Genomic DNA, 25,070 nt, shown 5'->3' on the forward strand with positions numbered 1-25,070 from the left:
CAGTCCAGCTCCAGACACCCATGTTTCGAGGCGTTAGAATTCGCCTGCGGGCAAGACCGGCCGCGCCAGGAATGTATTAGATCCGTCAACGGCTTATCAAATTCCGGCAAGCTTGCGCCAACCAGCTGGCACGTCCACGTCATCAAACTGTAGCATCGCAGGGCTACACGCCATCAACTCCAAGAGGATGGCGGATCGAGATGACCGAGATTGCACCGGATGCTGGCTTTCATGAGAATCACAAACTCAAGGACGCGCTTCTCCAGCATAAGCCAATGTCCAGGGACGGACTGTCAGAACGTCTGTTCGGCCTGCTGTTTTCAGGCCTGGTCTATGCCCAGATCTGGGAAGACCCGGATGTCGACATGGAGGCGATGGATCTGGCCGAGGGCCATTCGATCGTGACGATCGGCTCCGGCGGCTGTAACATGCTCGCTTACCTCAGCCGAAGACCTGCCTCGATCGACGTCGTCGACCTGAACCCCAACCACGTCGCGCTTAACCGGCTGAAGCTCGCAGCCTTTCGCCATCTGCCCGATCATGCTGCCGTTGTCCGCCTTCTGGCAACAGACGGTGAAGCTGGCAATAGTCGCCTCTATGACCGCCATGTGGCACCCAATCTCGACGCTGTGAGCCGCAGTTACTGGAACCAGCGCGGAATGACCGGGCGGCGTCGGGTGTCGGTGTTCAACCGCAATCTCTATCGTACCGGTCTGCTCGGGCGCTTTATCGGCATTGGCCATCTGCTCGCCCGTTTGCATGGTGTGCGCCTCGAAGAGATGACTACAGCGAAGTCGCTGCGCGACCAGCGCCAGTTCTTCGACAGCCGGATTGCACCACTGTTCGACAAGCCGTTGATCCGCTGGCTGACCAGCCGCAAGAGCTCGCTCTTCGGCCTTGGCATTCCGCCGCAGCAATATGACGAGCTGGCTAGCCTCTCCGAGGGCGGAACGATTGCTCCGGTCCTGCGCCACCGCCTGGAAAAGCTGGCCTGCTATTTTCCGCTGAAGGACAATTATTTCGCCTGGCAGGCATTTGCCCGTCGCTACCCCACTGCGGAAGAAGGCACCCTGCCGACCTATCTCAAGCGGGAGCATTATCCGCTGATCCGCGACCACGTCGACCGGGTCCAAGTTCACCATGCCAACTTCACCGAGTTGCTGGCAAAGAAACCGGCCGCCAGCGTGGACCGATACGTGTTGCTTGATGCCCAGGACTGGATGAACGAGCGTCAGCTCAACGAACTCTGGACAGAGATCACCCGTACTGCGGCACCGGGCGCCCGGGTCATCTTTCGCACGGCCGCGGAAAAGAGCGTGCTCGACGGCAAGCTCTCCGACAGCCTGCTCTCGCAATGGCACTATCAGGCGGAGCGCTCCACTGCCCTGAAGAAGCAGGACCGCTCGGCAATCTACGGCGGCTTCCACATCTATGAAATGCCCCGGGCATGAGCGAACAGGCTGCAAACAGCGTCATCGACCAGCCGCATGCCGAACGCATGGACAGCATGTATCGCTACCAGCGCCACATCTACGACCTGACGCGGAAGTATTACCTGCTCGGCCGCGACCGCATGATCGCCCAGCTCGACATCCCACCAGCAGGCACCCTGCTCGAGGTCGGTTGCGGCACGGGCCGCAATCTGCTGTTTGCCCGCCGCCTCTATCCGACGGCGCATCTCTACGGCCTCGACATTTCGGCGGAGATGCTCGTCTCGGCACGCGCCAGTTTTCGTCACGACCCCACACAGCCTGTCCTGACCGTCGCCGATGCCACCGCATTCGACGCCAGCCAGTTCGGCATGCAGGGCTTCGACCGTGTTATGATTTCATACGCCTTGTCGATGATCCCGGATTGGGAAAAAGCGATCGATTGCGCGCTGGATGCCGTCGCATCCGGTGGCTCGCTGCACATCGTCGATTTCGGCCAGCAGGAAGGCCTGCCGCGCTGGTTCCACAATCTGTTGCGCAACTGGCTGTCACGTTTCCACGTCACCCCTCGCGCATCCCTGCGCCAAGCCCTCGAATCCAGAGTGGCCGAGCGCGGCGGAACGCTCGCCTTCGAGACGGTCGGACGCGGTTACGCGTGGCACGCCATCGTCAAATTCTGAGGCGGCACCGTCATTAACTCCGCAAGACGGATTGCATATAACCAAGTTTTAACGATGATGGACCATGAATGGTGCTCGCGCCTCTTGTGTCTCGCGTTCGTGCGCACCGCTCTTGGGGCATGATTCCAACTCCAATTGATGGAACATCCATGCGGTGGCTTCTCCTGGCGCTCTTGCCGATTTCGCTGTCACTGGCAGCCTGCACCTCCACCAGCTATGACCTGATGGAAACGGCATCGATTTCGCCGCGCTTCAAGGATACCGATCCGCAGGACTTCAACGGCAAGACGCCGCATCGCCACAACGTGCACGGCATCGACGTGTCGAAATGGAACGGCGACATCGACTGGGACCAGGTTCGCCGCTCCGGCGTTTCCTTCGCCTTCATCAAGGCGACCGAAGGCAAGGATATGGTCGATCCGCGCTTCAACGCATACTGGCAGCAGGCCCGCGCCGCTGGCGTTCCACACGCCCCTTATCACTTCTACTACTTCTGTTCGACAGCCGACGAGCAGGCTGATTGGTTCATCCGAAACGTCCCCAAGCAGTCCATGCATTTGCCGCCCGTACTCGATGTAGAGTGGAATCACGCCTCGAAGACCTGCCAACTCCGCCCGGACGGGGCAACTGTGCGCAGCGAAATGAAGCGGTTCATGGATCGCATCGAAGCTTATTACGGCAAGCGCCCGATCATCTACACATCGGTCGATTTCCACCGTGACAATCTCGAAGGTGCGTTCCAGGACTATCATTTCTGGGTGCGGGCCGTCGCCCAGCATCCCAACGAGATCTATCCGGAACGCCGCTGGGCCTTCTGGCAATATACGTCGACCGGCGTCATTCCGGGTATCAAGGGCGGCACGGATATCAACGTTTTCGCCGGCACGCAGGCAAACTGGAAAAAGTGGGTTGCGTCCGTTTCCAAGTAACCGCGGCCCCAACCCGAGAAATTCCTGAAAATAAGACCATGGCGGCACGAGTCCTTGTGCCGCCATCTCTCTTTCGTCAAAAAGTCGCTTAATAACCGTCCACAAGAAACATCTAAGGACCAAATGATGACCTTTGCCTCACGCTTCGCCCTTCCCTTCGCCTTCCTCATGGCCACCACCAGCCTTTCGATGGCAGCCGAATGTGGCGGCGATCTCGGCACCTTCCTCCAGGGCGTCAAGGCGGAAGCCGTGGCCGTCGGCGTACCGGCTGACATTGCCGAACAGGCCTTGGCCGGCGCCCGGATCGACGAGAAAGTTCTGGCCCGCGATCGCTCTCAGGGCGTGTTCAAGCAGACCTTCCTCGAATTCTCGCAGCGTACCGTCAGCCAGGCCCGTCTCGACATCGGCCGCCAGAAGCTGCAGCAGTACAAGGCGGTGTTTGACCGGGCTGAACAGGAATTCGGCATTCCATCCGGCATCATTGCCGCCTTCTGGGCGATGGAGACCGATTTCGGCGCCGTGCAGGGTGATTTCAGCACCCGCAATGCGCTCGTGACGCTCGCGCACGACTGCCGTCGTCCCGAACTGTTTCGCCCGCAATTGTTGGCCCTGATCGAAATGGTGCAGCACGGCGATCTCGATCCGGCCACCAACACCGGTGCCTGGGCCGGCGAAATCGGTCAGGTACAGATGCTTCCGAAAGACATCATCGAATTCGGCGTCGATGGCGACGGCGATGGCCATATCAACGTCAAGCAGAGTGCGCCGGACGCCATCCTGACCGCTGCCAAGTTCATCCAGCACCTCGGCTTCAAGCGCGGCGAGCCGTGGATCCAGGAAGTGACCATTCCCGAAAACCTGCCTTTCGAAAAGACCGGCCTGAACGGTCCGCTGACAGCCGGTGAATGGTTCGCGCTCGGCGTCACGCCGCGAGACGGCAACACGACCTCAGGCAACCTGCCTGCATCGCTGGTCCTGCCGCAAGGGCGCAAAGGCACCGCATTCCTGACCTATCCCAACTTCAATATCTATCTGGAATGGAACCAGTCGTTCATCTACACGACCTCTGCGGCCTACTTTGCCACCCGCCTGATGGGCGCTCCGGCTTACCTGAAGGGCACCCCGGAACAGGGCCTCGGCGACGTTGAGATGAAGGCACTCCAGACGAAGCTCCAAACACTCGGCCATGACGTCGGCAAGATTGACGGCATTCTGGGATCCGGAACCCGCGTTGCCATCCAGAAGGAGCAGCAGCGGCTGGGTGTGCCGGCGGATGGCTGGGCGACACCCTCCCTGCTGAACACGTTGTGATCCATAGACCGGCCGCATGAAACGGGTGGTTTCAGCGAGACCGTAAGACTAGCGTGGGGCTCCGATTCGAAAGGTGCCCCATGCAAAAACAAGCTCCCCTGACCTTGAACGCGACCACCTGGGCCCTGCTGATCCTGCTCGGCTTCATCTGGGGCGGCTCGTTCTTCTTCGCGCGTTATGCCGTTGCGTATGTACCGCCGTTCACGCTCGTCTTCCTGCGCCTGTCGCTGGCAGCACTGGCCCTGCACCTTTATCTGCGCGGTGGTGAAGACCTCTATCTAATCCTGAAGACACGCTGGCGCGCCTTCCTTCTGCTCGGCCTGATCAACAATGCCATCCCGCACACTCTGATCTTCCTCGGCCAAACGGAGATCGGCGCCGGTCTCGCCTCGATCCTCAATGCGACAACGCCGATCTGGACGGTGCTGATCGCAAACAAGCTGACCGCCGACGAAAAGCTATCACGGGCGAAGATGGTCGGTACCATCCTCGGCCTCTCCGGCACGGCCGTGTTGATCGGCCCGAGCACCTTCCTGCAGACGGACGTACCCCTATGGGCGGTGATCCTGCCCATTCTCGCCGCAGTATCCTATGGCTTTGCAGCAACCTACGGAAAACGGTTCCGAGACGTTCCCGCCCCGATCACAGCAGCAGGCCAACTCACCGCTTCGTCGCTGATCATGCTGCCTGCAGCGCTTGTCATCGACCAGCCATGGGCGCTTTCCATGCCTCCTTTGAGCGCAATCGCGGCCATTCTGGCGCTCGCGTTGCTGTCCACGGCCTTCGCATACATCCTCTTCTTCCGCATCATGGCCATCGCCGGAGCGACGAACGCCTCACTCGTAACACTGCTCGTTCCGCCCAGCGCCATCCTGCTGGGAGCGCTTTTTCTCGGCGAGATTCTGCATCCGCTCGACGTCGTGGGCATGGCCTTGATTGGGGCCGGTCTGCTTGTATTGGACGGTCGGCTGCTCGGTTTTCTCCCGTTTGCAAACAAATCCCGGCTTGGCTGACTGTTGCCACAATGCAACATTGCGCATCATATTGGAGCCCGACAGGTCACGTTTGTTAAACTTCATTAACAACAGCTGAAAATTCTTAAATCACTGAAAAAAATGATGAATTCTCGACGATCGACAACTTATCCACCGCCCGTCATCGCAGCGCAGCACAGAATTCGCTTTTCGATGACACAAATCGGACATAACATCTAACGGTCAAACACAAGGAGGCAGACATGGGACTGACTAATTCGATCAATGTCCTTATCGTCAGTGCGGCGTTTGTGTTCATTACCACCATGCTGTTCATCTGACCGGGAGTAAGATGAGCCAAAAGCGATGAAGCGGCCTAAAGGCCTCTCAGGCAGCAATGCTTCTGCAATTCAAAAAGGCGCATGATGGACCTCCGTCATGCGCCTTTCATCTTTTACAAGGAAGCCGTTTCAGGCCGCAGCACCGGATAGCGTCCGGGACTTGCCATCCAGCCCAAGGCGCGACAGCGTCGCAATCGTCAGCGGCGCTCTGTTCATCGTGTAGATGTGGAACTCCCGAATACCGCGCTTCGCCAGATCAGCGATCTGCTCGGCTGCGATATCCGCCGCCACCTCGGCCCGATCCTGTGCATTGCCATCGAGCCCATCAAAACGGCGATCTATGCTTGCCGGCACCGATGCGCCGCACATCGAGGCGAACCGCTTCAACTGCGTGAGGTTCTGGATCGGCATGATACCGGGCACGATCGGGATGGCAATCCCCGCCGCCAGCACGCGATCAAGATAGCGGGCGTAGACATCATTGTCGAAAAAGAACTGCGTCAGGGCCCGGGTTGCGCCAGCATCCACCTTGCGCTTTAGCATATCCAGATCGGCGGCTTCATCGGGACTTTCTGGGTGCTTTTCCGGGTAGGCGGAGACAGACACCTCGAAATCGCCCATCGCGCGCAAACCGCTCACAAGGTCGGCCGCGTTGACGAAACCGTCCGGATGCGGCTGGTAAGCCGCGCCGACGCCGTCTTGCGGGTCGCCGCGCAGCGCGACGAAATGCCGAACACCAACGGCCTTGAATTCCTCGACCACGCGCCGCACCTCGTCGCGTGTCGCGCCGACGCAGGTCAGGTGTGACGCAGTCGGCATCGGCGTATCGCTGATCAACCGCTTCACCGTGCTCAGGGTCGGTTCGCGCGTCGTGCCGCCGGCTCCATAAGTGACGGATACGAAATCCGGCTGCCAGGGTGCCAGGGCCTCAACCGTTGACCAGAGCTGGTCTTCCATGTCCGGCGACTTCGGCGGAAAGAATTCAAACGAGATGCGCAGGTCTGCAGCGTCTTCGATCGCTCTATGGTGCTCGGCCATTTATCTGCTCCCGGTCTGTAAAATTGCTGCTTCCATACCAGCCGGTGCCAGAACGGCATTGCGCCGGGCGAGCCAGATGGTAACGGTAAGGCCCCTGCCCGCCGCGCTTTCCGGCGGCAGATCGACCACTTCCTCGACGTGAAACCCGTTTCGATTGAGCCAGTCGGCCATGATCTGCCTCGAGAAACCAAGCCGCACATGGGCATGTTCGTCGCGCAGATATTCCAGTTCGTGCGGCGCCAGATCGACAATCGCCAGACGACCATTCGGCTTCAACATGCGAGCCGCCTCGGCAAGCGCCAGTTCAGGCTGCTCAAGGAAGTGCAGCACCTGGTGGATTGTCACCAGATCGTAGTCTGAAGCATCAAGCGGCAGGTTGAGAATGTCGCCGTGACGCACGGACGCCGACAGAACGCCGCCCTTGTCGAGATTTGCGCGCGCGACCGACAGCATGTCACGGCTCGCATCGATACCCGTTGCCCGACGGTAGTGACTAGAGAGCAGCTGCAGGATGCGCCCTGTGCCAGTGCCGAGATCGAGCAGCGCATCGATCGGCTCAGGCCCGACGAGCCTCAGCAAGGCTGCCTCGACATCGGCATCGTTGACATGCAGTCGGCGCAGTTCATCCCACTCGGATGCATTGCGGCTGAAATACTCCTGCGCGCGCTGCGCTCGTGAACGCTTGACGGCGGCGAGGCGCTCCTTGTCACGTTGCAGAACAGGATCGGCCTCCTGCGTACTATCAAGCAATACACGGGTCAGATCGGCAGCGGCGCCATCCTGCTTCAATCGAAAGAACGCCCAGGCCCCCTCCTGATACCGATCGACAAGTTCCGCCTCGGCAAGAAGCTTGAGGTGCCTGGAAATTCGGGGCTGCGACTGCCCCAGAATTTCGGTAAGATCGGTCACGGTCAGATCCCCAGCCGACAGGAGCGCAAGCAGGCGAAGCCGGGTAGGTTCACCTGCCGCCTTCAACAACTCCACCAGAGCATCCACGCCAAATTTCATACCGAACCTCGAGAGCGATAATCATATAAAGATATGTTTATGTCGTTCGCGCGAACCTTGCAAGCATTATCTGCTTCGAATTTCAGGAAGGCCGCTGGCGCTCGAGGCTAAGGTCTCCATGACGCTCGATGCGCGCACTTGACAAACCGAGCACCCACAGTTCGAAGCCGACACGAAAAAGCCCCGGCACGGCCGGGGCTTTTCGATACGGGGCGGCAGACATCTGCCACCGAAAGGTGATCCGGTCAGCGCGTCAGGCGCTTGTAGGCTTGGCTGCCCGGATTGAGAGCGTCAGCACCGAGACGGCGAACCTTGTCCTGCTCGTAGTCTTCGAAGTTGCCTTCGAACCATTCGACATGGCCGTCGCCTTCGAATGCCAGGATATGTGTCGCCAGACGGTCGAGGAACATGCGATCGTGGCTGATGATGATGGCGCAGCCGGCAAAGTTTTCCAGTGCCGTTTCCAGCGCACCGAGCGTTTCGGTATCAAGGTCGTTGGTCGGCTCGTCGAGCAGCAGGACATTGCCGCCGGCCTTCAGCATCTTGGCAAGGTGAACGCGGTTGCGCTGACCACCCGAGAGATTGCCGACCTTCTGCTGCTGGTCGCCGCCCTTGAAGTTGAAGGCACCGCAATAGGCGCGGGAGTTCATGTCGAACTTGCCGAGCTTGATGACCTCGGCACCGCCCGAGATTTCTTCCCAAACGGTCTTGTTGCCGTCGAGCGCGTCGCGGCTCTGGTCGACATAACCGAGATGCACCGTCTCGCCGATACGGATCGAGCCGGAATCCGGCTTTTCCTGGCCGGTGATCATCTTGAACAGCGTCGTCTTGCCGGCGCCGTTCGGCCCGATGATGCCGACGATGCCGCCCGGCGGCAGCTTGATCGACAGGTCATTGATCAGCGTGCGCCCTTCAAAGCCCTTGGTGATGCCTTCCATCTCGATGACCACCTGGCCGAGACGCTCGGAAACCGGGATGATGATCTGCGCGTCGCCGGGACGCTGCTTTTCGGCCGCATCCACCAACTGCTCATAGGACTTGATACGCGCCTTCGACTTGGCCTGACGCGCCTTCGGGCTGGAGGCGATCCATTCCTGCTCGCGCGAGATGGCCTTCTGGCGGCCGGCATCTTCGCGGGCTTCCTGCTGCATGCGCTTGGCCTTGGCTGTCAGGTATGCCGAGTAGTTGCCTTCGTAGGGAATGCCGCGGCCACGGTCGAGTTCGAGAATCCAGCCGGTGACATTGTCGAGGAAGTAACGATCGTGGGTGATCATCATCACGGCGCCCGGATAGTCGCGCAGATGCTTTTCGAGCCAGGCGATCGTTTCGGCGTCCAGATGGTTGGTCGGTTCGTCGAGCAGCAGCAGGTCCGGCTGCGACAGAAGCAGGCGGCAGAGCGCGATACGGCGGCGCTCACCACCAGAAAGGAGCGTGACGTCCGAATCCTTCGGCGGGCAGCGCAGGGCTTCCATCGCCATCTCGACCTGCTGTTCGAGATCCCAGAGATTCTGGCTGTCGATGATGTCCTGGAGCTTGGCGCCTTCATCGGCGGTCTCGTCGGAATAGTTCATCATCAGTTCGTTGTAGCGATCGAGCACGGCCTGTTTGTCGGCAACGCCGACCATGACGTTTTCAAACGCCGTCTTGGTCGGATCCAGATGCGGTTCCTGCTCCAGGTAGCCGACGGTCGCGCCTTCGGCGAGCCAGGCTTCGCCGGTGAATTCCTTGTCCTGGCCGGCAATGATACGCAGCACGGTCGACTTACCGGCGCCGTTCGGACCCAGGATACCGATCTTGGCATCAGGGTAGAAGGACAGGTTGACGTTCTCGAGGATCTTCTTGGCGCCGTAGGACTTGTTCAGTCCCGACATGTGATAGATGAACTGGCGTGCCATCGTAAAATTGCTCCGGGCAGATTGGGAAGTTGCCGCTATGTAGGCGAATTGCGACGCTGGAGCAACGGCGAACGGCCAAAGAACGGACAGCGCGAGGGCTTTTTTACCCTCTAGTTGAAGCTCTCATGGTCAATCCGGAACAGACGCAGGCCGGAAGCCGGCGAATCGGAAATAGGAACCAGTCCCGGCCAGCCTCCTCCCCGGGTAAGTGCAGCGAAGACCGTGTCGTTGGGGATGTCAGCCACCATCGGATAGCGACAGACGGCGAGGTAGTCGAATGGCTCGGCCGCCTTCCTGCGGGTCTCGCTGTCCGTCGAAACGAAGACATCATACGTCCGTCGCATGCCGGGGGCTGCGCGATGAAAGGAAATGGCGTTGACGGTCATGCCAGGCGGCAGTCGGTCAAGCATGAAAAGACCAAGTGAACTCGGCGCCACTATCCGGCCGGGCGCGAGCGTCAACAGCGGTGATGTATCGACATCGGTGCAAAGGTCGAAAGCGAGATAGTCCAGAAGTTCCGGCCGCAACTCATGACTGGGGATGAGCTTCAGGAAAAGCAGTCCAGCCGCCAACGTCACCGCGCCCCCCGCCCCAACCGCCCTTAGCGTGGCCCGTATGCCAAATCGCGCCTCGCTCCAGACCATGGGGAGGAAAAGCAGCGTGCAGGCGGCCGGGAAGCGTATAAAGCGCGTTTGCGCAAAACTGAAGACGGTCAGCACAACGGCGACACAGAAAATTATCACGAAAGCCGCATCGCGCCGCATCAGCCGCCGCACGAAAGTCGGAAGCGCACCGCACAACACGACAACCAGGAGCGCGAGGCAGACGATCTTGATCGTATCTCCTACCCTGTAAAACTCAAGAAACGACTTCTCCTGCTGCACCCGGTCGAGCCAGAGCCCTCGAACAACCGGATCCACCGAATGATATGGTCCTTGCAGGCAACCTGGAAATGCGATGGCGAGAGCGAGAACGAGGCCACCAGCAGACAGGACAAGCGCACCAAGTCGAACATAAGGCACAGTCGACCGAACACTCCACATGATGGCCGCCGTAATTGCGGCATAGCCAAGGAATGCGACGGCGAACGGCGCTGAAAAAGCATCGCATTCGGTGGCCATGAAACGAATTGGCCCGACCAGCAACGGTCCAGCCAACAGTGTCGTGAGCGCTAGACCTGCCGCAAGGAAGATCTGGACGCGGCGACTTCCGGCGACACCCGCGATCCATGCGAAACCGGGTCCAACCATCACGATCAGCAGTACAGGTGCCAGTTCCAGTCCAATCAGAAAAGACAGGCCGCAGGCCATGCCAGCAACGAAGCCGCCCGCCGCCGACCAACGCGAAATTCCGAACAGCGCCAGCATCAACACAACGATCTGGAGGTTGTGATGATCGATGCGACCAGGGCTGAACTCCCAAAGCGTCAAAGGCATCAATGCGAAAGCTGCCACCGCGTGCAGAGGCTGCACCCTGAAAACATCCTCCTCCAGCCGAACGGCAATGGCGCACCACAGCCAGCAGAAAACGATTAACAGCACAGGCTGCCAAAGCCGGAAAGCCCACCAGAGGGCCGTAGCTTCATTGGTGACGTTGCGCAGCCCCAGCGCCAATAGGACATAGGGAAGATCGACAAGGCGGGACCAGGGAGAAAGATAGGGACCTGGCATATCGATGCCATGAATGATCAAGTCGAACCACTCGCCGTTCGTGAGCAACTGCCGGATCTGGACAGCACGCAGAACATCATCAATATCGCTGTAGTAGTGTCGATCAGCAAGCAGGTCGAACACCAGCATGAAGATGGCCGTCATGAGCGCTGTAGCCAGAAAAGCAGGCCTTGAGCCGCCCATCCTCAGACTATGTCCGCCTGACCATACCGGATGTCTCTGAACCGTTTGCGTCAGCGTTTTTCCCCCACCCCGTCATCCAAGAGCCGACGCACTATGGTCGTTCGCGCTTTAAAATCGGGTTAGCGACGCATCCTTACATACTGATCCTATAGTTGGCCGGAAGATAAACATCAGCCTCCATTGCACGCAAACGGAAAATCCCATTTTATCTGCGCCGACGGAGGAAAACATGTTCGACGAACTGTACTTTCATGATGCCCCAAGCGGCGCACGACTTGCGTATCATCACATGGCGGCACAAAGCGCGCCGCGCGCCATCATCGTCATTTGCCACGGCCTCGCCGAGCATTCGCGCCGCTACGGCGCCTTTGCCGCAAACCTGTCGGCGGCGGGCCTGCATGTCTACGCCCATGACCACCGCGGCCACGGCGAGACAACTGCGCCGGACGCGCCGTTCGGTCGATATGCCGCAAGCGAAGGTCCCGCCAAGGTGGTGGCCGATGTCCGCGCCATGCGCGATCTTGCAGTCGCCCGTCACCCAGGCTTGCCTGTCATCCTGTTCGGCCACTCCATGGGTGGCCTGATTGCCCTCAATACTGCAACCGAACATCCGGACGCCTTCCAGGCGGTGTCGGTGTGGAATTCCAATTTCAACCCGGGAATTGCTGGACGCATTGCCCAATTGGTTTTGAAACTGGAGAAGATCTACAAAGGCTCCGACGTTCCTAGCCTCATCCTGCCACTGGCGACGTTCACGGCCTGGGGCAAGGCAATCCCCAACCATCGTACCGCCTTTGACTGGCTGTCCCATGACGCAACCGAAGTCGACGCCTATATCGCCGACCCGCTCTGCGGCTTCGATGCCAGCGTCTCCCTCTGGCAGGATCTCTTTCACCTGACCTTTCGCGGCACCAGCGACCGTCAGTTGGCGCGCCTGCACAAGTCCACGCCGGTCTATCTGGTCGGTGGAGGTGAAGACCCCGCCACCAACAAGGGACGGGAAATCCGCTGGCTGGCAACACGCCTGTCGGAGGCCGGCATTCGCAACGTCACAACACGCATCTATGACGCGATGCGTCACGAAACCCTGAATGAGAGTGGCCGGGAAGTACCAGTAGCCGGCTTCCTTGCGTGGTGTAACCGCGTGCTCGCCGACATCGAACGCGCAACGGCGCCGGTAACCGCGACCGCGCCCCTTCCCCATGCACGAGCTTGAACTTGAGGCGGGCTTGCCGAAACGGAATGATCCCATGAGAGAAAATCAGGTGCCGGTGGACTAATCCGGGGTTATACGAGGTCAGCCAGCAGAAATGCTCATGACAGGCTGCGGATCATGACAGCTTTGCGCCGTCATGCCGATCAGCACAGGAAGCGCCATGACCACCAGACAGAACGCCAGCGCCACCGATAGTCCAACCGCAGGACCGCCCCTTGCCGGCCTCCGCGTCATCGAGCTTGCACGCGTCCTGGCCGGGCCCTGGGCCGGCCAGATGCTGGCGGATCTCGGCGCCGACGTGATCAAGGTGGAAAATCCGGAAGGTGGCGACGACACGCGCGCCTGGGGGCCGCCCTTCGTCGAAGGCGCCGATGGCGAAAACCTGTCAGCCGCCTATTACCATTCGACCAATCGCAACAAGCGTTCGATCGCTATCGACCTGAAGACCCAAGAAGGCCAGGACACCGTCCGACGCCTCTGCGCCACGGCCGACGTGGTGATCGAAAACTTCAAACTTGGCGGCCTGGCGAAATACGGCCTCGACTACGACAGCCTGAAAGCCGAAAATCCCAGGCTGATCTACTGCTCGATCACTGGTTTTGGCCAGAACGGCCCTTATGCCGAATTTGCCGGCTATGATTATATTGTCCAGGGCATGTCCGGCTTCATGTCGATCACCGGCGAGACGAATGGCGAACCGATGAAGGCAGGCGTTGCCATCGCCGACATCTTCACCGGCATCTATGCCGTAACCGCGATCCAGGCAGCGCTCATCCATGTGATGAAGACCGGCCAGGGCCAGTTCATCGACATGGCACTGCTCGACGTCATGTCGGCGGTTCTGGCCAACCAGAACATGAATTATCTCGTCTCCGGCAAGGCTCCGACGCGACTCGGCAATGCGCATCCCAATATCAGTCCTTACGAGGTGGTACCGACCGCCGATGGCCACCTGATCCTTGCCGTCGGCAATGACGGCCAGTTCAAGCGCCTTTGCGCCATACTGGGCATAACCTCGGTCGCAGAAGACGAGCGCTTCGCCACCAACAAGGCCCGCGTTGCCAACAAGGCAGAGGTTCGCCGCATCGTCACCACGGAAACGGCCAGGTGGATCAAGCGCGACCTCCTGAGCGCCTGCGAGGCCAACGCCGTTCCGGCCGGGCCGATCAACTCCATCGAAGAGATGTTCGCAGACCCGCAGATCAAGGCACGTGGCCTGAAGATCGAACTTGAAGACGACAGGGGCACGATCATTCCGAGCGTGCGCACCCCAATCATCCTCTCCGAGACGGCTTTGCGCTACGAGCGCCCGAGCCCGCGGATCGGAGAACACAGCAACGAAATTCTGGCCGAACTGGCCGAGATCGAAGGAAAGGCAGCCCGATGAAGAGAACCGGCGGCGAACTGATCGTTGAGGCCCTGAAGGCCAATGGCGTGGAACGTGTCTCCTGCGTGCCCGGGGAAAGCTATCTTGCGGTTCTCGATGCCCTGAAGGACAGCGGTATCGAGACACTGGTCTGCCGGCAGGAAGGTGGAGCGGCAATGATGGCCGACGCCTGGGGCCGCCTGACCGGAAAGCCCGGCATCTGCATGGTCACCCGAGGCCCCGGCGCCACGAACGCCTCCGCCGGCCTGCATGTCGCCCGCCAGGACTCGATCCCGATGATCCTCTTCATCGGCCAGGTCCAGCGCGACGCCCGTGAGCGCGAAGCCTTCCAGGAGGTCGAATATCGCCGCGCTTTCACCGAATTCGCCAAATGGGTCGGCGAGATCGACGACGCCCGCCGCATTCCCGAATTTGTCACCCGCGCCTTTGCTATCGCGACTTCGGGTCGTCCCGGTCCGGTCGTTCTCACACTGCCGGAAGATATGCTGGTTGACGAGGTCGAGGCCCCTGAAGCAAAGCCTTTCATGCCGGTGGAGGCCCATCCCGGCCCAGCCCACATCGCAAAGCTCGGCGAACTGCTCGCAGAAGCAAAAAAGCCGCTGGTCATCCTCGGCGGCACTCGCTGGAATGAAACCTCGGTCGCCGCCTTCCAGGATTTCGCGGCACGCTTCAAACTTCCCGTCGGCTGCTCCTTCCGCCGTCAGATGCTGTTCGACCACACGCATCCCTCCTATGCCGGTGATGTCGGCATCGGCATCAACCCTGCGCTCGCCAAAGAGGTGCGGGAAGCCGACCTGATCATCATGCTCGGTGGCCGTTTCTCCGAAATGCCGTCTTCCGGCTACAGCCTGATCGACATACCCTACCCGGCCCAGACCCTGGTCCATGTCTATCCGGACCCGTCCGAGCTTGGTCGCGTCTACCGCGCCGATCTCGCAGTCTGTGCGGCGCCGGCCGAATTCGTCGATGCGCTTGCCAGCCTTGAAGCGCCGGCCAACCCTGTCTGGGCCGCCCGCACGGAGAGCATGCATCAGGCCTATCTCAACTGGTCGACGGCGCCGAAGGTCAGCCCCGGCAAGGTGCAGATGGGCGCAATCATGGACTGGATCGAAGCCAACACTGCAACGAACACGGTCTTCACCAATGGCGCCGGCAACTACGCCACATGGCTGCACCGTTTCCACCGTTTCCAGGCGTTCAACACCCAGGCAGCCCCCGCATCCGGCTCGATGGGCTATGGTCTACCGGCCGCTGTCGCCGCCAAGCAGCTTTTCCCCGATCGCGAAGTGATCTGCTTTGCCGGCGATGGCTGTTTCATGATGCATGGCCAGGAATTCGCCACCGCGATCCGCTACAATCTGCCCATCATCACGCTGGTCATCAACAACAGCATGTACGGCACGATCCGCATGCATCAGGAACGCGAATATCCGGGCCGCGTCAGCGCGACGGATCTGACCAATCCCGATTTTGCAGCCCTTGCCCGCGCCTATGGCGGCCACGGCGAGACGGTCGAAACCACGGAAGACTTTGCATCGGCCTTCGAGCGCGCTCGCGCATCCGGCAAGCCGGCAATCATCGAGATCAAGCTGGACCCGGAAGCGATCACACCCACCAGGACCTTGACTCAAATTCGCGAAAAGTCCTGACAAGACGCTGCAATACAACGGAAAAAGGCCGAGATCGCTCCCGGCCCTTCTCATGAAGTCACACAACGGAATTTAGATTGCAGCCGTCACGATGAACTCGACCTTGTAGTCCGGGGTCGCCAGCGGAGCACCGCTGGTGGCGCGGGCCGGCGGGTTTGCCGGGTCGATCCAGCCTTCCCAGACGGCGTTCATTTCGGCGAAGGTCGACATGTCGGACAGATAGATGATTGTCTGCAGGATCTTCGACTTGTCGGAGCCGGCAGCCGCCAGCAGGCGGTCCACTTCGGCCAGCGCCGATTTCGACTGTTCGGTGACCGTGGTGCCTTCGCCAACCTGGCCGGCGAGATAGACAGTGTTGCCGTGCACGACGGCGCCGCTCATACGCTTGCCCGGTTCGATACGCTTGATGGTCATGGAATTCTCCTATCGGATGTTGAAACGGAACGACGACGCCGCGCTTTGCCCGGCGTCGTCAGGGATAAATTGAAAAGGCTTCAACCGCGCTGACGCAGCGCATGCTCGTAGGTTGCCGTGGAACGGGCGCCCGAACGGCAGTAGCCAAGCATCGGACGCTCGAAATCCTCCAGCGCATCGACCATGCCGACCACCGCTTCCGGTGTCACACCCATGGGGCCGACCGGGACGTGCTTGATCTTGATGCCGAGCTGTTCAGCCCGCGCTGCCACGGCGGCAAATTCCGGCTGACCGAATTCCTCGCCGTCCGGACGATGGCAGACGATCGATTTGAAACCGAGTTCCTTGACCGTGTCCACATCCTCGACCGTGATCTGGCCGCTAACGGAATATTCCTCGTTGATCTGCCTGATATTCATCGGCGCACCTCTCTCAAACTTTGGCCGAAACATCTACGACGGGCTTACCGGGGCGTCAATCACAGACAGTGGTCCTTCGGTACGCCGCATCAGACGAAGGAAAAGGCCAGCCCGTATTCACGGCTCTCGCCGGGCGCCAGCATGACGAACTCGCCACGTGCCTCCAGCGCATCCCGGCTCTCCCAACGATGTGAGACCGGCTCAATGCCCAACACATGTGCCGGCGCCTTCTGGTTCCGCCAAACCTGTAGATAGGGCAAAGTATCGGTACGGAAGCGCACTTTCAGACGTTTTCCGCCGATCGCCCGGATCGGTCCGAGACGGAGCTCGGCCCAGCCGCCCTTGCCCGCCGGCACGCAAAAAATGCCGCCATCCTTCTCGCCGAAAGTCCACGGGAAGCCACCGTCATCGAGCATCGCGCCTTCCAGCCGCACGCCATCGTCGAAATGCTTGGCGCCGAGGTTCATGTGGTACATCAGGAACGCTGGAAACGGCGCACCACCGGTGTTGGTGACGACATCGCTCAGTTGCACCTCACCACTGTCGGCCTTCAGCCGCCAGATCCGGTCGAGACGCGCCCGTCCCCCATCCGCCAGTACGACCGGCACGGTCGCGCGAGCGACAAGATCCCCGCTTTCGGTGGAAACCTCAACCGCTTCGGCCGGATGCGATGAATAGGATCCATGCAGCGGGAACAATCCCTCGCCACCCGGCATTGGTTGCGGATGGCGGATATGGTCGGGCCCACAGGTAAACAGAAAGCCTTCGAGCGAATGGTCGATGCGGGCATCGCCGTCATCGGGAATAGCCCGCCCCGGTGCCAGATCGACACCATCGACAACGCAGGCGCCGATATCGAACACCGAACCCTCATCCAGCGAGAGTTGCGGTCCCTTCGGGCCATGGAATGCAATCATGCGTGACTTCCCTCCGCGACCGCGGGTACATGGCGAAAATGCCCAGCCGCCATGAGGTCTTCAAGACCACCAAGGCCGGTATCGAGTGCCGATAGATAGGGCAAATCGATGATTGCCTCAAGCCGATGTTGAAACTCGATGGCCTTCTGCCTGAAGGTGGAAAAACGCGCCCGGCCGGCCGGCGAGAGCGACAAAAGCTCGAAGCGTCGATCATGGGCATCGCGCTTGCGCTCCAGATAGCTACGCTCCTCCAAAACCTTGACCGCCCGGCTGATCTTGGTCTTCGACAGTCCCGACTGCCCGCAGATAGCCTTTGCCGTTGTGATCGTCGCGTCCCCTAGCGACCACAGAACCTGCCATTCGGACCAGGAAAGTTCGTCCTCTGGCCCGCAGAATCGCATAAACACCATGTCCAATCGTTCGGTCGCTCTGATCAATCGATACGGAAGAAAAGACTCCATGCTGAAACTGTCCTGCATCGCTCCACCCCACGATGGCCCCAAGTCAACTCGACGGAAAGATAGACGACAAATCTTCCATGCCACCGCAGATAGTTAACCATTAATTCACTATGAATTCACCTTTTCCACATTAGTGTCAAATTTGACGCGTTTGTCGCCTGCATAGACGAGGATTCTGCATCGTGTTCGACATCAAGAAAACCGGCCTGCTTCTGGTGGCAATGACCGCCGCACCAATATTCGACACCGCCCCGTCCATGGCGCAGTCCGCCTATGGTTACCGCCAGCCACAGACATTGCTCGTCTCGCCCGAAGGCGAGATCCTCGACTATGTGCCGGAGACCGGAGAGGTCGTCATCAGCCGCGACCAGATGGGACGCACGGTGCTGATCGATCGTTACGGCAATGTCGTGGCGACCGAAATTCCGGCAGAAAGCTATTTCCCGCCGAGCCAGCATGCCTCCAATCCAAACCTGCCGGGCGTCTACGACCCCTATGGAAATCCGCGCACCGAGGCTCCGGCCTGGGACGACAACGTCGTCACCGGCTCGGTTCCGCAGGATGGCCCAATCGACCGCCAGGCGCTTGATGCACTGCCGGAGGACATGCCCTATGGCGGTCCCGACCAGCCGCCGCCGACCGAAACGTCTACGCCGCGCATCGTCACACCGGACATCCCGGTGAAGAGCAACCTGTCGCAACTCGAAATGACCGCGCTGCAGGTTTTTCTCGATCGCGAGGGCGTGTCCCCCGGCGTGATCGACGGCAAGATGGGCCAGAACGTCAACAAGGCGCTGGTCGCCTGGCAGCAGATGACCGGCGAGACCATCGACCCGAACAATGCGGAGGAAGTGCTGGAGCGCCTGCGCCTGTCCGGCGGCCTTGCGATCACCAGCTACACCATTACGCCGGGTGACGCCGCTGGCCCCTATGTCGCGTCTATCCCGGAAGACTACAGCCACAAGGCGATGCTTCCGGCGCTCTCCTTCACGTCGACAACCGAAATGCTGGCCGAAAAATTCCATATGGACGAGGCCTATCTGAAGTCCCTCAATCCGGGCGTCGACTTCACCATTCCCGGCACGATCATAAAGGTGGTCGATCCAGGTCCGATAAAGGCCGGCAAGGTTGCGCGCATCGTCGCCAACAAGGGATTGAAGCAGGTCTTTGCCTATGGTGAGGACGGTGCTCTTGTTGCCGCCTATCCCGCCAGCATCGGCTCGTCCGACACACCCTCGCCGTCCGGCACGGTGACGATCGAGCGTATCGCGCTTAATCCGGGTTACACATACAATCCGAAGATCAACTTCCAGCAGGGTGAAAACAACAAGGTTCTTGCCATTCCGCCCGGCCCCAACGGCCCCGTCGGCACGGTCTGGCTTGCCCTTTCCAAGCCGACCTACGGCATTCACGGTACGCCCGAGCCATCCAAGATCGGCAGAACCCAGAGCCATGGCTGCATCCGCCTGACCAATTGGGACGCGACGGAACTGGCCAAGATGGTCAGCGCCGGAGTAACCGTCGAGTTCGTTGAATAATCGACCAAATCCCGCAAGACAAGGAAAGGCCTCCGGAGATGATCCGGAGGCCTTTTCACGTCTGCTGACCAAAATATCGGCAACGAAAAGCCGCCCGACCTTGACGGTCGGACGGCTTCAAGCACTTCCAATTGAAATTATCTCAGGCTGCGTTGCGCACCAACCGGAACAACCGGCGCGGCTGCGTCGTGCGGATCACCTTGACCGGCAGCAGCCGCATGACTTCGGCCGCGAACGCCTGCGCATTCTCGCGTGCCTTGTCGAGATTGCTGATCTTCGCTGCATCCATCGAATACAGCGTGCCGCCACAGTCGAAGATCTCGCGATAGGCGCTGCGCTCGACGATCGGCGTATCGATCACGTTGACACCACGCGTCGCCAGCAGCCCTTTGATCGTCAGCAGCGCACGCGTGGTAACCATGGATGTCACACGGGTGAGCACGACCGAATGCGGAATGACCATGCGACCGGCATCTTCCATCATCTTGATCAGATCGAGGATCTGCGCGCCGCCCTTGGCGTCCATGGCGCAGCCCTGGATCGGGATCATCACGTGATCGGACAGACCGACAGCCGTTGTCACCATGGCATCGCGCGCGCCGGCGAGATCCATGACGATGTAGTCATTGGTGCGCGAGAGTTCGCGAATATGCCCCTGCACGGAGGCCACCGACACTTCCGAAACCACTTCGATATTGTGCTGCGGACCGGAGGTGTCGAACCACTGGGTAATCCAGCGCTGCGGGTCGGCGTCCAGGATCGCGACCCGATAGCCCTGATGCGCCAATTCGGTAGCAAGCAGAAGCGCCGCAGTGGTCTTGCCGGCCCCACCTTTGGCATTGGCAAATGAGATAACTGGCATTCTCTGTCCTCAAGGGTCTCGTCCGAGCGTCTCATCGCTCTGGAGCAGCCCTGATCATTGGCGCCCGCTACCTGCATTCTTTCTAATTATGGTTAACAAACAGAAAATATGAAGCAAAAACGCCCTCCCCTAAATCAGGGAGGGCGCTCAGTAAAATCCAATGAATTCAACAGGCAAGAATGGATGCAATCGTCGCATTGGCGACGTCAACCCCGCAAGGGCACGCAGGAACCGACATGCCGCGGCTCAACACGTCCGGCTTTGAGATCAGCGAGATTCGGCAGTGACGGATCCGGACCACCGACGCTTTCCTCGAAAACCACCCGGTCGAGCTTGATCATCTTGCCGCTCGGAAGAAAGCTCACCAGTGTCTTGGAATCGATGACGGCCATGCCGAACTTGGCCTTGCAGAAGTGCTTGCCATCCTTGCCGCTGAGCACCCAACCCATGGAGCCCGATTTGGCATGGCTCATTGCAGCGACCGTGTAGCCCTTCTTCAAAAGGCCCGAATAACTCTCGGCAGAAGCCGTGCCTGCGGCCAGCACGCAAAACGATGCCAGCAGCGTGGACAGATAGAAACGATGTCTGATCATGAACTTCCCTTGATACCACCTGCCATTGTAGCAGACCGACTCGGCAACTGTATTCGAGACAAAACACACAGAAAAGCCCGGCATCGCCAGATGCCGGGCCAATATCGTGAATATGCAAGGTCTTAGAAGCAGTCGGCGAACAGCTGCTTGGTATTTTCCAGCGTCAGCTTGACCGGATTGCCACCTGCACTCGGATCCTCGATCGCCATTGCCGACAACTCGTCGACGCGGTCATTGGCAATGCCCATGGCCGTCAGGTTTTCCGGAACGTGAAGTTCGGCACGCAGCGACAGGACATAGTCGTAGAACCCGTCAAAGCCGCCAGAAATGCCGAGATAGGCAGCAGCCCGTTCGATCTTGTCCTCGATCACTTCGCGATTGAAGCGCAATACCGGCGGCATCACCACCGCATTGGTCATGCCGTGATGGGTATTGTAGACGGCGCCGATAGGATGCGACAGCGCATGAATTGCGCCAAGCCCCTTCTGGAACGCGACGGCACCCATAGCGGCAGCCGACATCATGTTGCTGCGAGCCTCGATATCGGTTCCGTCATGATAGGCGCGCGGCAGGAAATCCTTGACCAGGCGCATGCCTTCCAGCGCTATGCCGGCAGACATCGGGTGATAGAAAGGCGACGAATAGGCTTCCAGGCAATGGGCAAACGCGTCCATGCCCGTGCCGGCCGTGATGATCTTCGGCATGCCGACCGTCAATTCCGGATCGCAGATGACGACACCCGGCAGGAATTTCGGATGGAAGATGATCTTCTTCACATGGGTGACCGAATTGGTGATCACCGAGGCGCGGCCGACTTCAGAGCCTGTGCCGGCCGTGGTCGGCACGGCGACGATCGGTGCGATGCCGTCGGAATTGGCACGCGTCCACCAGTCACCAATATCCTCGAAATCCCAGACCGGACGGGTCTGGCCAACCATGAAGGCAACGCATTTGCCAAGATCGAGGCCGGAACCGCCGCCGAAGGCAACGACACCGTCATGGCCGCCATCCTTGTAGGCCTTGATGCCGGCTTCCAGATTCTTCTCATTCGGGTTCGGATCGACATCGGCGAAGATCGCCCGGCCGAGACCGGCTTCTTCCAGAACCTCAAGCGCTGCCTGGGTGATCTGCATCGGCGCCAGACCACGATCGGTGATCAGCAGCGGCTTTTTCATGCCGAGCGACTTGCAGGCATCGGCCAGTTCCTTGATCCGGCCACGGCCCATCTTGATGGCGGTCGGATAGCTCCAGTTGGCGACGATATTCATTTCGTGACTTTCTTCAGATGGTAGGATTTCGGGCGGGTCAGGTTCTGGAAGCCGAGCACGGAGAGCGAGCCGCCCTTGCCGGTTTCCTTGACGCCGGTCCAGCATAGCGCCGGATCGAGATAATCGGCGCGGTTCATGAAGACGGTACCGGTCTCGATCTCGCGACCGATGCGCGAGGCGCGTTCCGGATCCTGCGTCCAGAGTGACGCGGTCAGGCCGTAAGGGCTGTCATTCATCAGGCCGAGCGCTTCTTCATCACTTTTCACCTTCATGATGCCGACGGCCGGACCAAAGGTCTCGTCCTTCATGAAGGCCATCGAGTGATCGACGTTTACCAGCACCTGCGGCATGATATAGGCGCCGCCGTCATCGGCCTGGAACAGTTTCGGATCGACGAGCGCCTTGGCGCCCTTCGACACGGCATCGGCGATCTGCTCGCGCACAACCTTGGCGAAGCGCTTGTTCGCCATCGGCCCGAGCGTCGTTTCCTTGTCGAGCGGATTGCCGAGCTTGTAGTTCGACACCCAGGCGACCGACTTCTCGACGAAGGCGTCATAGAGGCTCTCATGCACATAGATGCGCTCGATGCCGCAGCAGCACTGGCCGGAATTGTAGGTCGCGCCGTCCATCAGCGTATCGACAGCGGCATCTAGGTCCGCGTCCTCCATCACGTAACCCGGATCCTTGCCGCCAAGCTCGAGGCCGAGACCGGCGAAAGTTCCGGCGGCGGCCCGCTCGATCGAACGACCGCCCTCGACCGAGCCGGTGAAATTGATGAAGTTGAAGTTGCCGGCCGCAATCAGCGCCGAGGTCGTGGCGTGGTCGAGGAAGAGGTTGATGAAGACATCATCCGGAACGCCCGCCTCGACAAAGGCACGCACCATGCGCTCGCCGACCAGCAGCGTCTGCGTCGCATGTTTGATGACGACGGTATTGCCGGCCATCAGCGCCGGCGCGATCGTGTTGATCGCCGTCATGTAGGGATAGTTCCACGGCGCAATGACGAAGACCACACCATGCGGCTCGCGCTCGATGCGGCGGGAAAACGTCGCGCTGTCCTCGACAACCAGCGGCGCCAGCGCGTCGGCGGCAATCGCCGCGACATAGTTGGAGCGCTCGTTGAAACCCTTGTATTCGCCGCCATAGCGCACAGGACGGCCCATCATGTGCGCCAGTTCCGGCACCACTTCGTCGGCCATCTCGTTCAGGCGGGCAACGCCCTTCAGCACGAGTTGCACGCGGTCTTCGAGCGGCCGGCGCGCCCAGGCCTTCTGCGCCTTGCGGGCACGGCCGACAGCCTCCGTCGCCGCTTCCAGCGACATGGCCGGTCGCTCGGCATAAACCGATCCGTCGATCGGCGAAATGCATTGGATCATGGTCATGATCTTTTTCCTGTTGTTGCATAAAGAAGATGACAGCGGCAATCGCCGCTGTCCTTGTTTTCACCCTACGACGGCGAAGGTGGCAGCCTCAAGGCCGCCTTGTGTCACGCGCGCTCGAAGCCGCGCGCCACCTCCCAATCCGTGATGCGCCGGTCATATTCTTCCTGTTCCCACTCTGCCGCGCGGACGTAGTGGTCGACGACATTGTCGCCGAATGCCGAGCGCAGCATCGCAGACTTGGTCAATTCTTCGGTCGCCGCGCGCAGCGTGCGTGGGATTTCCCGCACATCGGTTGCACCATAGGCATCGCCGGTGAATGCGGCTTCGAGTTCCATCTTCTTCTCGATGCCGTCGATGCCGGCAGCAATCAGGGCCGCCATGGCAAGATACGGATTGAGGTCGGAGCCACCGACGCGGCATTCGACGCGGATAGCCTTGGTATCCTCGCCGCACAACCGGTAGCCGGCGGTACGGTTGTCCTTCGACCAGATTGCCTTGGTCGGCGCGAATGTGCCAGCCATGAAGCGCTTGTAGGAATTGATATAGGGCGCGAGGAAATAGGTAATCTCGCTGGCATGGCTAAGCAGGCCGGCCATGTATTGCCGCATCAGCTCGGACATGCCGTATTTGCCCTTCTCGTCGTAAAACAGCGGCTTGCCATCGAGCGACCAGAGCGACTGGTGGATGTGTGACGACGAACCGGCTGCAGTGTAATGCCACTTGGCGAGGAAGGTGATCGCCTTGCCCTGCGACCAGGCAATTTCCTTGCAGCCGTTCTTGATGATCACATGGCGGTCGGCCATGGTCAGCGCATCGGCGTAGCGGACATTGATTTCTTCCTGTCCGGCGGACGCCTCACCCTTGGAATTCTCGACCGGGATGCCCGCGCCCTGCAGGCCCTTGCGGATCGCGCGCATGACACCCTCTTCCTTGGTCGTCTGGAAAATGTGATAGTCTTCGTTATAGCCCGAAGCCAGCTTCAGGTTGCGGTAGCCGCTCGCCTGAGCGGTTTCATAGCTCTGGTCGAACAGGAAGAATTCGAGTTCGGTCGCCATGAACGGCTTCATGCCCATGGCTTCCAGCCGCTTGACCTGCTTCTTAAGGATGGCGCGCGGCGAATGCGGCACCTCCTCATGCGTATGATGATCGAGCATATCGCAGAGAACGAGTGCGGTTCCTTCCAGCCAGGGCGTCTTTCGAAGCGTCGAAAGGTCGGGCTTCATGGTGTAGTCGCCATAACCCTTTTCCCAGCTCGTCGCCTTGTAGCCGGAGACCGTTTCCATTTCCATGTCGGTGGCAAGCAGATAATTGCAGCTATGCGTTTCCTTGTAGGCGCTCTCGACGAAGAATTCCGCCTGGAAGCGCTTGCCCATCAATCGGCCCTGCATGTCCACCTGGCAGGCCAGAACGGTATCGATGCGGCCTTCGGCGACATCCTTCTTCAAGTCTTCAAATGTGTAGGTGGTGGTCATGGGTGCCATCCGAATGGGTAGGTAAAAGGAACA

General features: G+C 60.0%; 22 protein-coding genes. 9 read left to right on the forward strand and 13 right to left on the reverse strand.

The features are described from left to right. Positions 1 to 200 precede the first annotated feature (200 nt). The 5 genes from IM739_RS14930 (at position 201) to IM739_RS14950 (ending at position 5,363) form a co-directional block, all read left to right on the forward strand. On the forward strand, positions 201 to 1,451 hold the full coding sequence (locus IM739_RS14930; RefSeq protein ID WP_237368491.1) for a DUF3419 family protein: 1,251 nt from the start codon (positions 201 to 203) through the stop codon (positions 1,449 to 1,451). After that, positions 1,448 to 2,110 (forward strand): class I SAM-dependent methyltransferase, encoded by a 663-nt coding sequence (locus tag IM739_RS14935; RefSeq protein ID WP_237368492.1) that lies wholly within the window; start codon positions 1,448 to 1,450, stop codon positions 2,108 to 2,110. The genes IM739_RS14930 and IM739_RS14935 overlap by 4 nt, the downstream gene beginning before the upstream one ends. Positions 2,111 to 2,259: 149 nt before the next feature. Continuing rightward, positions 2,260 to 3,039 carry a glycoside hydrolase family 25 protein gene (locus IM739_RS14940; protein ID WP_237368493.1) on the forward strand — a complete coding sequence of 260 codons (780 nt, stop codon included), beginning with the start codon at positions 2,260 to 2,262 and terminating at the stop codon, positions 3,037 to 3,039. 123 nt (positions 3,040 to 3,162) lie between these two features. Next, positions 3,163 to 4,350, forward strand: coding sequence for a lytic murein transglycosylase (locus IM739_RS14945; protein WP_237368494.1), 1,188 nt, complete (start codon positions 3,163 to 3,165; stop codon positions 4,348 to 4,350). Between the two features lie 80 nt (positions 4,351 to 4,430). Further along, complete coding sequence (locus IM739_RS14950; protein WP_237368495.1) at positions 4,431 to 5,363, forward strand: DMT family transporter; 933 nt, start codon at positions 4,431 to 4,433, stop codon at positions 5,361 to 5,363. A gap of 431 nt (positions 5,364 to 5,794) precedes the next feature. Here IM739_RS14950 and metF read toward each other — a convergent pair whose 3' ends face one another. The 4 genes from metF to IM739_RS14970 all read right to left on the reverse strand — a co-directional run bounded on the left by metF (position 5,795) and on the right by IM739_RS14970 (position 11,420). After that, complete coding sequence (gene metF / locus IM739_RS14955; protein WP_237368496.1) at positions 5,795 to 6,703, reverse strand: methylenetetrahydrofolate reductase [NAD(P)H]; 909 nt, start codon at positions 6,701 to 6,703, stop codon at positions 5,795 to 5,797. After that, positions 6,704 to 7,711 carry an ArsR/SmtB family transcription factor gene (locus IM739_RS14960; RefSeq protein ID WP_237368497.1) on the reverse strand — a complete coding sequence of 336 codons (1,008 nt, stop codon included), beginning with the start codon at positions 7,709 to 7,711 and terminating at the stop codon, positions 6,704 to 6,706. It abuts the gene before it with no gap. Between the two features lie 245 nt (positions 7,712 to 7,956). Next, positions 7,957 to 9,606, reverse strand: coding sequence for an energy-dependent translational throttle protein EttA (gene ettA / locus IM739_RS14965; RefSeq protein WP_237368498.1), 1,650 nt, complete (start codon positions 9,604 to 9,606; stop codon positions 7,957 to 7,959). Positions 9,607 to 9,716: 110 nt separating this feature from the next. After that, a complete protein-coding gene (locus IM739_RS14970) occupies positions 9,717 to 11,420 on the reverse strand; it encodes a hypothetical protein (RefSeq protein WP_237368499.1) in 1,704 nt (567 codons plus the stop codon). Positions 11,421 to 11,688: 268 nt separating this feature from the next. On the opposite strand from IM739_RS14970, the gene IM739_RS14975 reads away from it, so the two are divergent. From IM739_RS14975 to IM739_RS14985, 3 genes are all read left to right on the forward strand, one after another. After that, the gene (locus IM739_RS14975; RefSeq protein WP_237368500.1) at positions 11,689 to 12,675 is read left to right on the forward strand and encodes an alpha/beta fold hydrolase; all 987 of its coding nucleotides are present in this window, start codon (positions 11,689 to 11,691) and stop codon (positions 12,673 to 12,675) included. A 160-nt stretch (positions 12,676 to 12,835) separates the two neighbouring features. After that, positions 12,836 to 14,062 carry a CaiB/BaiF CoA transferase family protein gene (locus IM739_RS14980; protein ID WP_237368501.1) on the forward strand — a complete coding sequence of 409 codons (1,227 nt, stop codon included), beginning with the start codon at positions 12,836 to 12,838 and terminating at the stop codon, positions 14,060 to 14,062. Then, positions 14,059 to 15,711 carry a thiamine pyrophosphate-binding protein gene (locus IM739_RS14985; protein ID WP_237368502.1) on the forward strand — a complete coding sequence of 551 codons (1,653 nt, stop codon included), beginning with the start codon at positions 14,059 to 14,061 and terminating at the stop codon, positions 15,709 to 15,711. The genes IM739_RS14980 and IM739_RS14985 overlap by 4 nt, the downstream gene beginning before the upstream one ends. A 72-nt stretch (positions 15,712 to 15,783) precedes the next feature. Here IM739_RS14985 and IM739_RS14990 read toward each other — a convergent pair whose 3' ends face one another. The 4 genes from IM739_RS14990 to IM739_RS15005 all read right to left on the reverse strand — a co-directional run bounded on the left by IM739_RS14990 (position 15,784) and on the right by IM739_RS15005 (position 17,922). Further along, on the reverse strand, positions 15,784 to 16,125 hold the full coding sequence (locus IM739_RS14990) for a RidA family protein (protein ID WP_007604961.1): 342 nt from the start codon (positions 16,123 to 16,125) through the stop codon (positions 15,784 to 15,786). A gap of 80 nt (positions 16,126 to 16,205) precedes the next feature. Next, on the reverse strand, positions 16,206 to 16,544 hold the full coding sequence (locus IM739_RS14995) for a TIGR01244 family sulfur transferase (protein WP_007604963.1): 339 nt from the start codon (positions 16,542 to 16,544) through the stop codon (positions 16,206 to 16,208). Between the two features lie 89 nt (positions 16,545 to 16,633). Further along, positions 16,634 to 17,461 carry a DUF4432 family protein gene (locus tag IM739_RS15000; protein ID WP_237368503.1) on the reverse strand — a complete coding sequence of 276 codons (828 nt, stop codon included), beginning with the start codon at positions 17,459 to 17,461 and terminating at the stop codon, positions 16,634 to 16,636. Next, a complete protein-coding gene (locus IM739_RS15005; protein ID WP_237368504.1) occupies positions 17,458 to 17,922 on the reverse strand; it encodes a MarR family winged helix-turn-helix transcriptional regulator in 465 nt (154 codons plus the stop codon). The genes IM739_RS15000 and IM739_RS15005 overlap by 4 nt, the downstream gene beginning before the upstream one ends. Positions 17,923 to 18,143: 221 nt before the next feature. On the opposite strand from IM739_RS15005, the gene IM739_RS15010 reads away from it, so the two are divergent. Continuing rightward, positions 18,144 to 19,460, forward strand: a complete 1,317-nt coding sequence (locus IM739_RS15010; RefSeq protein WP_442981139.1) for a L,D-transpeptidase family protein — start codon at positions 18,144 to 18,146, stop codon at positions 19,458 to 19,460. Between the two features lie 142 nt (positions 19,461 to 19,602). Here IM739_RS15010 and IM739_RS15015 read toward each other — a convergent pair whose 3' ends face one another. The 5 genes from IM739_RS15015 to IM739_RS15035 form a co-directional block, all read right to left on the reverse strand. Further along, positions 19,603 to 20,322, reverse strand: coding sequence for a ParA family protein (locus IM739_RS15015; RefSeq protein WP_237368505.1), 720 nt, complete (start codon positions 20,320 to 20,322; stop codon positions 19,603 to 19,605). Positions 20,323 to 20,528: 206 nt separating this feature from the next. Beyond that, positions 20,529 to 20,915: a hypothetical protein gene (locus IM739_RS15020; RefSeq protein ID WP_237368506.1), complete on the reverse strand. Its 387-nt coding sequence runs from the start codon at positions 20,913 to 20,915 to the stop codon at positions 20,529 to 20,531. Between the two features lie 122 nt (positions 20,916 to 21,037). Next, positions 21,038 to 22,183: an iron-containing alcohol dehydrogenase gene (locus tag IM739_RS15025; RefSeq protein ID WP_237368507.1), complete on the reverse strand. Its 1,146-nt coding sequence runs from the start codon at positions 22,181 to 22,183 to the stop codon at positions 21,038 to 21,040. After that, a complete protein-coding gene (locus IM739_RS15030; RefSeq protein WP_237368508.1) occupies positions 22,180 to 23,565 on the reverse strand; it encodes an aldehyde dehydrogenase family protein in 1,386 nt (461 codons plus the stop codon). Before IM739_RS15030 ends, IM739_RS15025 begins: the two co-directional genes overlap by 4 nt. A 104-nt stretch (positions 23,566 to 23,669) precedes the next feature. After that, positions 23,670 to 25,037 (reverse strand): glutamine synthetase family protein, encoded by a 1,368-nt coding sequence (locus IM739_RS15035; protein ID WP_237368509.1) that lies wholly within the window; start codon positions 25,035 to 25,037, stop codon positions 23,670 to 23,672. Positions 25,038 to 25,070: the final 33 nt, after the last annotated feature.

The sequence above is a fragment of the Rhizobium sp. SL42 genome (genome assembly GCF_021729845.1).
Classification (GTDB): Bacteria; Pseudomonadota; Alphaproteobacteria; order Rhizobiales; family Rhizobiaceae; genus Allorhizobium.

Bases quoted from the DNA above. Each gene is read 5' to 3' on its own strand.
- IM739_RS14930 (WP_237368491.1), top strand. From the start codon at position 201: ATGACCGAGATTGCACCGGATGCTGGCTTTCATGAGAATCACAAACTC.
- IM739_RS14960 (WP_237368497.1), bottom strand. From the start codon at position 7,711: ATGAAATTTGGCGTGGATGCTCTGGTGGAGTTGTTGAAGGCGGCAGGT.
- IM739_RS15030 (WP_237368508.1), bottom strand. From the start codon at position 23,565: ATGACCATGATCCAATGCATTTCGCCGATCGACGGATCGGTTTATGCC.
- IM739_RS15015 (WP_237368505.1), bottom strand. From the start codon at position 20,322: ATGCCAGTTATCTCATTTGCCAATGCCAAAGGTGGGGCCGGCAAGACC.
- IM739_RS14990 (WP_007604961.1), bottom strand. From the start codon at position 16,125: ATGACCATCAAGCGTATCGAACCGGGCAAGCGTATGAGCGGCGCCGTC.
- IM739_RS14975 (WP_237368500.1), top strand. From the start codon at position 11,689: ATGTTCGACGAACTGTACTTTCATGATGCCCCAAGCGGCGCACGACTT.
- IM739_RS15020 (WP_237368506.1), bottom strand. From the start codon at position 20,915: ATGATCAGACATCGTTTCTATCTGTCCACGCTGCTGGCATCGTTTTGC.
- IM739_RS15000 (WP_237368503.1), bottom strand. From the start codon at position 17,461: ATGATTGCATTCCATGGCCCGAAGGGACCGCAACTCTCGCTGGATGAG.
- IM739_RS14950 (WP_237368495.1), top strand. From the start codon at position 4,431: ATGCAAAAACAAGCTCCCCTGACCTTGAACGCGACCACCTGGGCCCTG.
- IM739_RS15005 (WP_237368504.1), bottom strand. From the start codon at position 17,922: ATGGAGTCTTTTCTTCCGTATCGATTGATCAGAGCGACCGAACGATTG.
- ettA (WP_237368498.1), bottom strand. From the start codon at position 9,606: ATGGCACGCCAGTTCATCTATCACATGTCGGGACTGAACAAGTCCTAC.
- IM739_RS14940 (WP_237368493.1), top strand. From the start codon at position 2,260: ATGCGGTGGCTTCTCCTGGCGCTCTTGCCGATTTCGCTGTCACTGGCA.
- IM739_RS14935 (WP_237368492.1), top strand. From the start codon at position 1,448: ATGAGCGAACAGGCTGCAAACAGCGTCATCGACCAGCCGCATGCCGAA.
- metF (WP_237368496.1), bottom strand. From the start codon at position 6,703: ATGGCCGAGCACCATAGAGCGATCGAAGACGCTGCAGACCTGCGCATC.
- IM739_RS14995 (WP_007604963.1), bottom strand. From the start codon at position 16,544: ATGAATATCAGGCAGATCAACGAGGAATATTCCGTTAGCGGCCAGATC.
- IM739_RS15025 (WP_237368507.1), bottom strand. From the start codon at position 22,183: ATGAATATCGTCGCCAACTGGAGCTATCCGACCGCCATCAAGATGGGC.
- IM739_RS14970 (WP_237368499.1), bottom strand. From the start codon at position 11,420: ATGACGGCCATCTTCATGCTGGTGTTCGACCTGCTTGCTGATCGACAC.
- IM739_RS15035 (WP_237368509.1), bottom strand. From the start codon at position 25,037: ATGACCACCACCTACACATTTGAAGACTTGAAGAAGGATGTCGCCGAA.
- IM739_RS15010 (WP_442981139.1), top strand. From the start codon at position 18,144: ATGACCGCCGCACCAATATTCGACACCGCCCCGTCCATGGCGCAGTCC.
- IM739_RS14980 (WP_237368501.1), top strand. From the start codon at position 12,836: ATGACCACCAGACAGAACGCCAGCGCCACCGATAGTCCAACCGCAGGA.
- IM739_RS14985 (WP_237368502.1), top strand. From the start codon at position 14,059: ATGAAGAGAACCGGCGGCGAACTGATCGTTGAGGCCCTGAAGGCCAAT.
- IM739_RS14945 (WP_237368494.1), top strand. From the start codon at position 3,163: ATGATGACCTTTGCCTCACGCTTCGCCCTTCCCTTCGCCTTCCTCATG.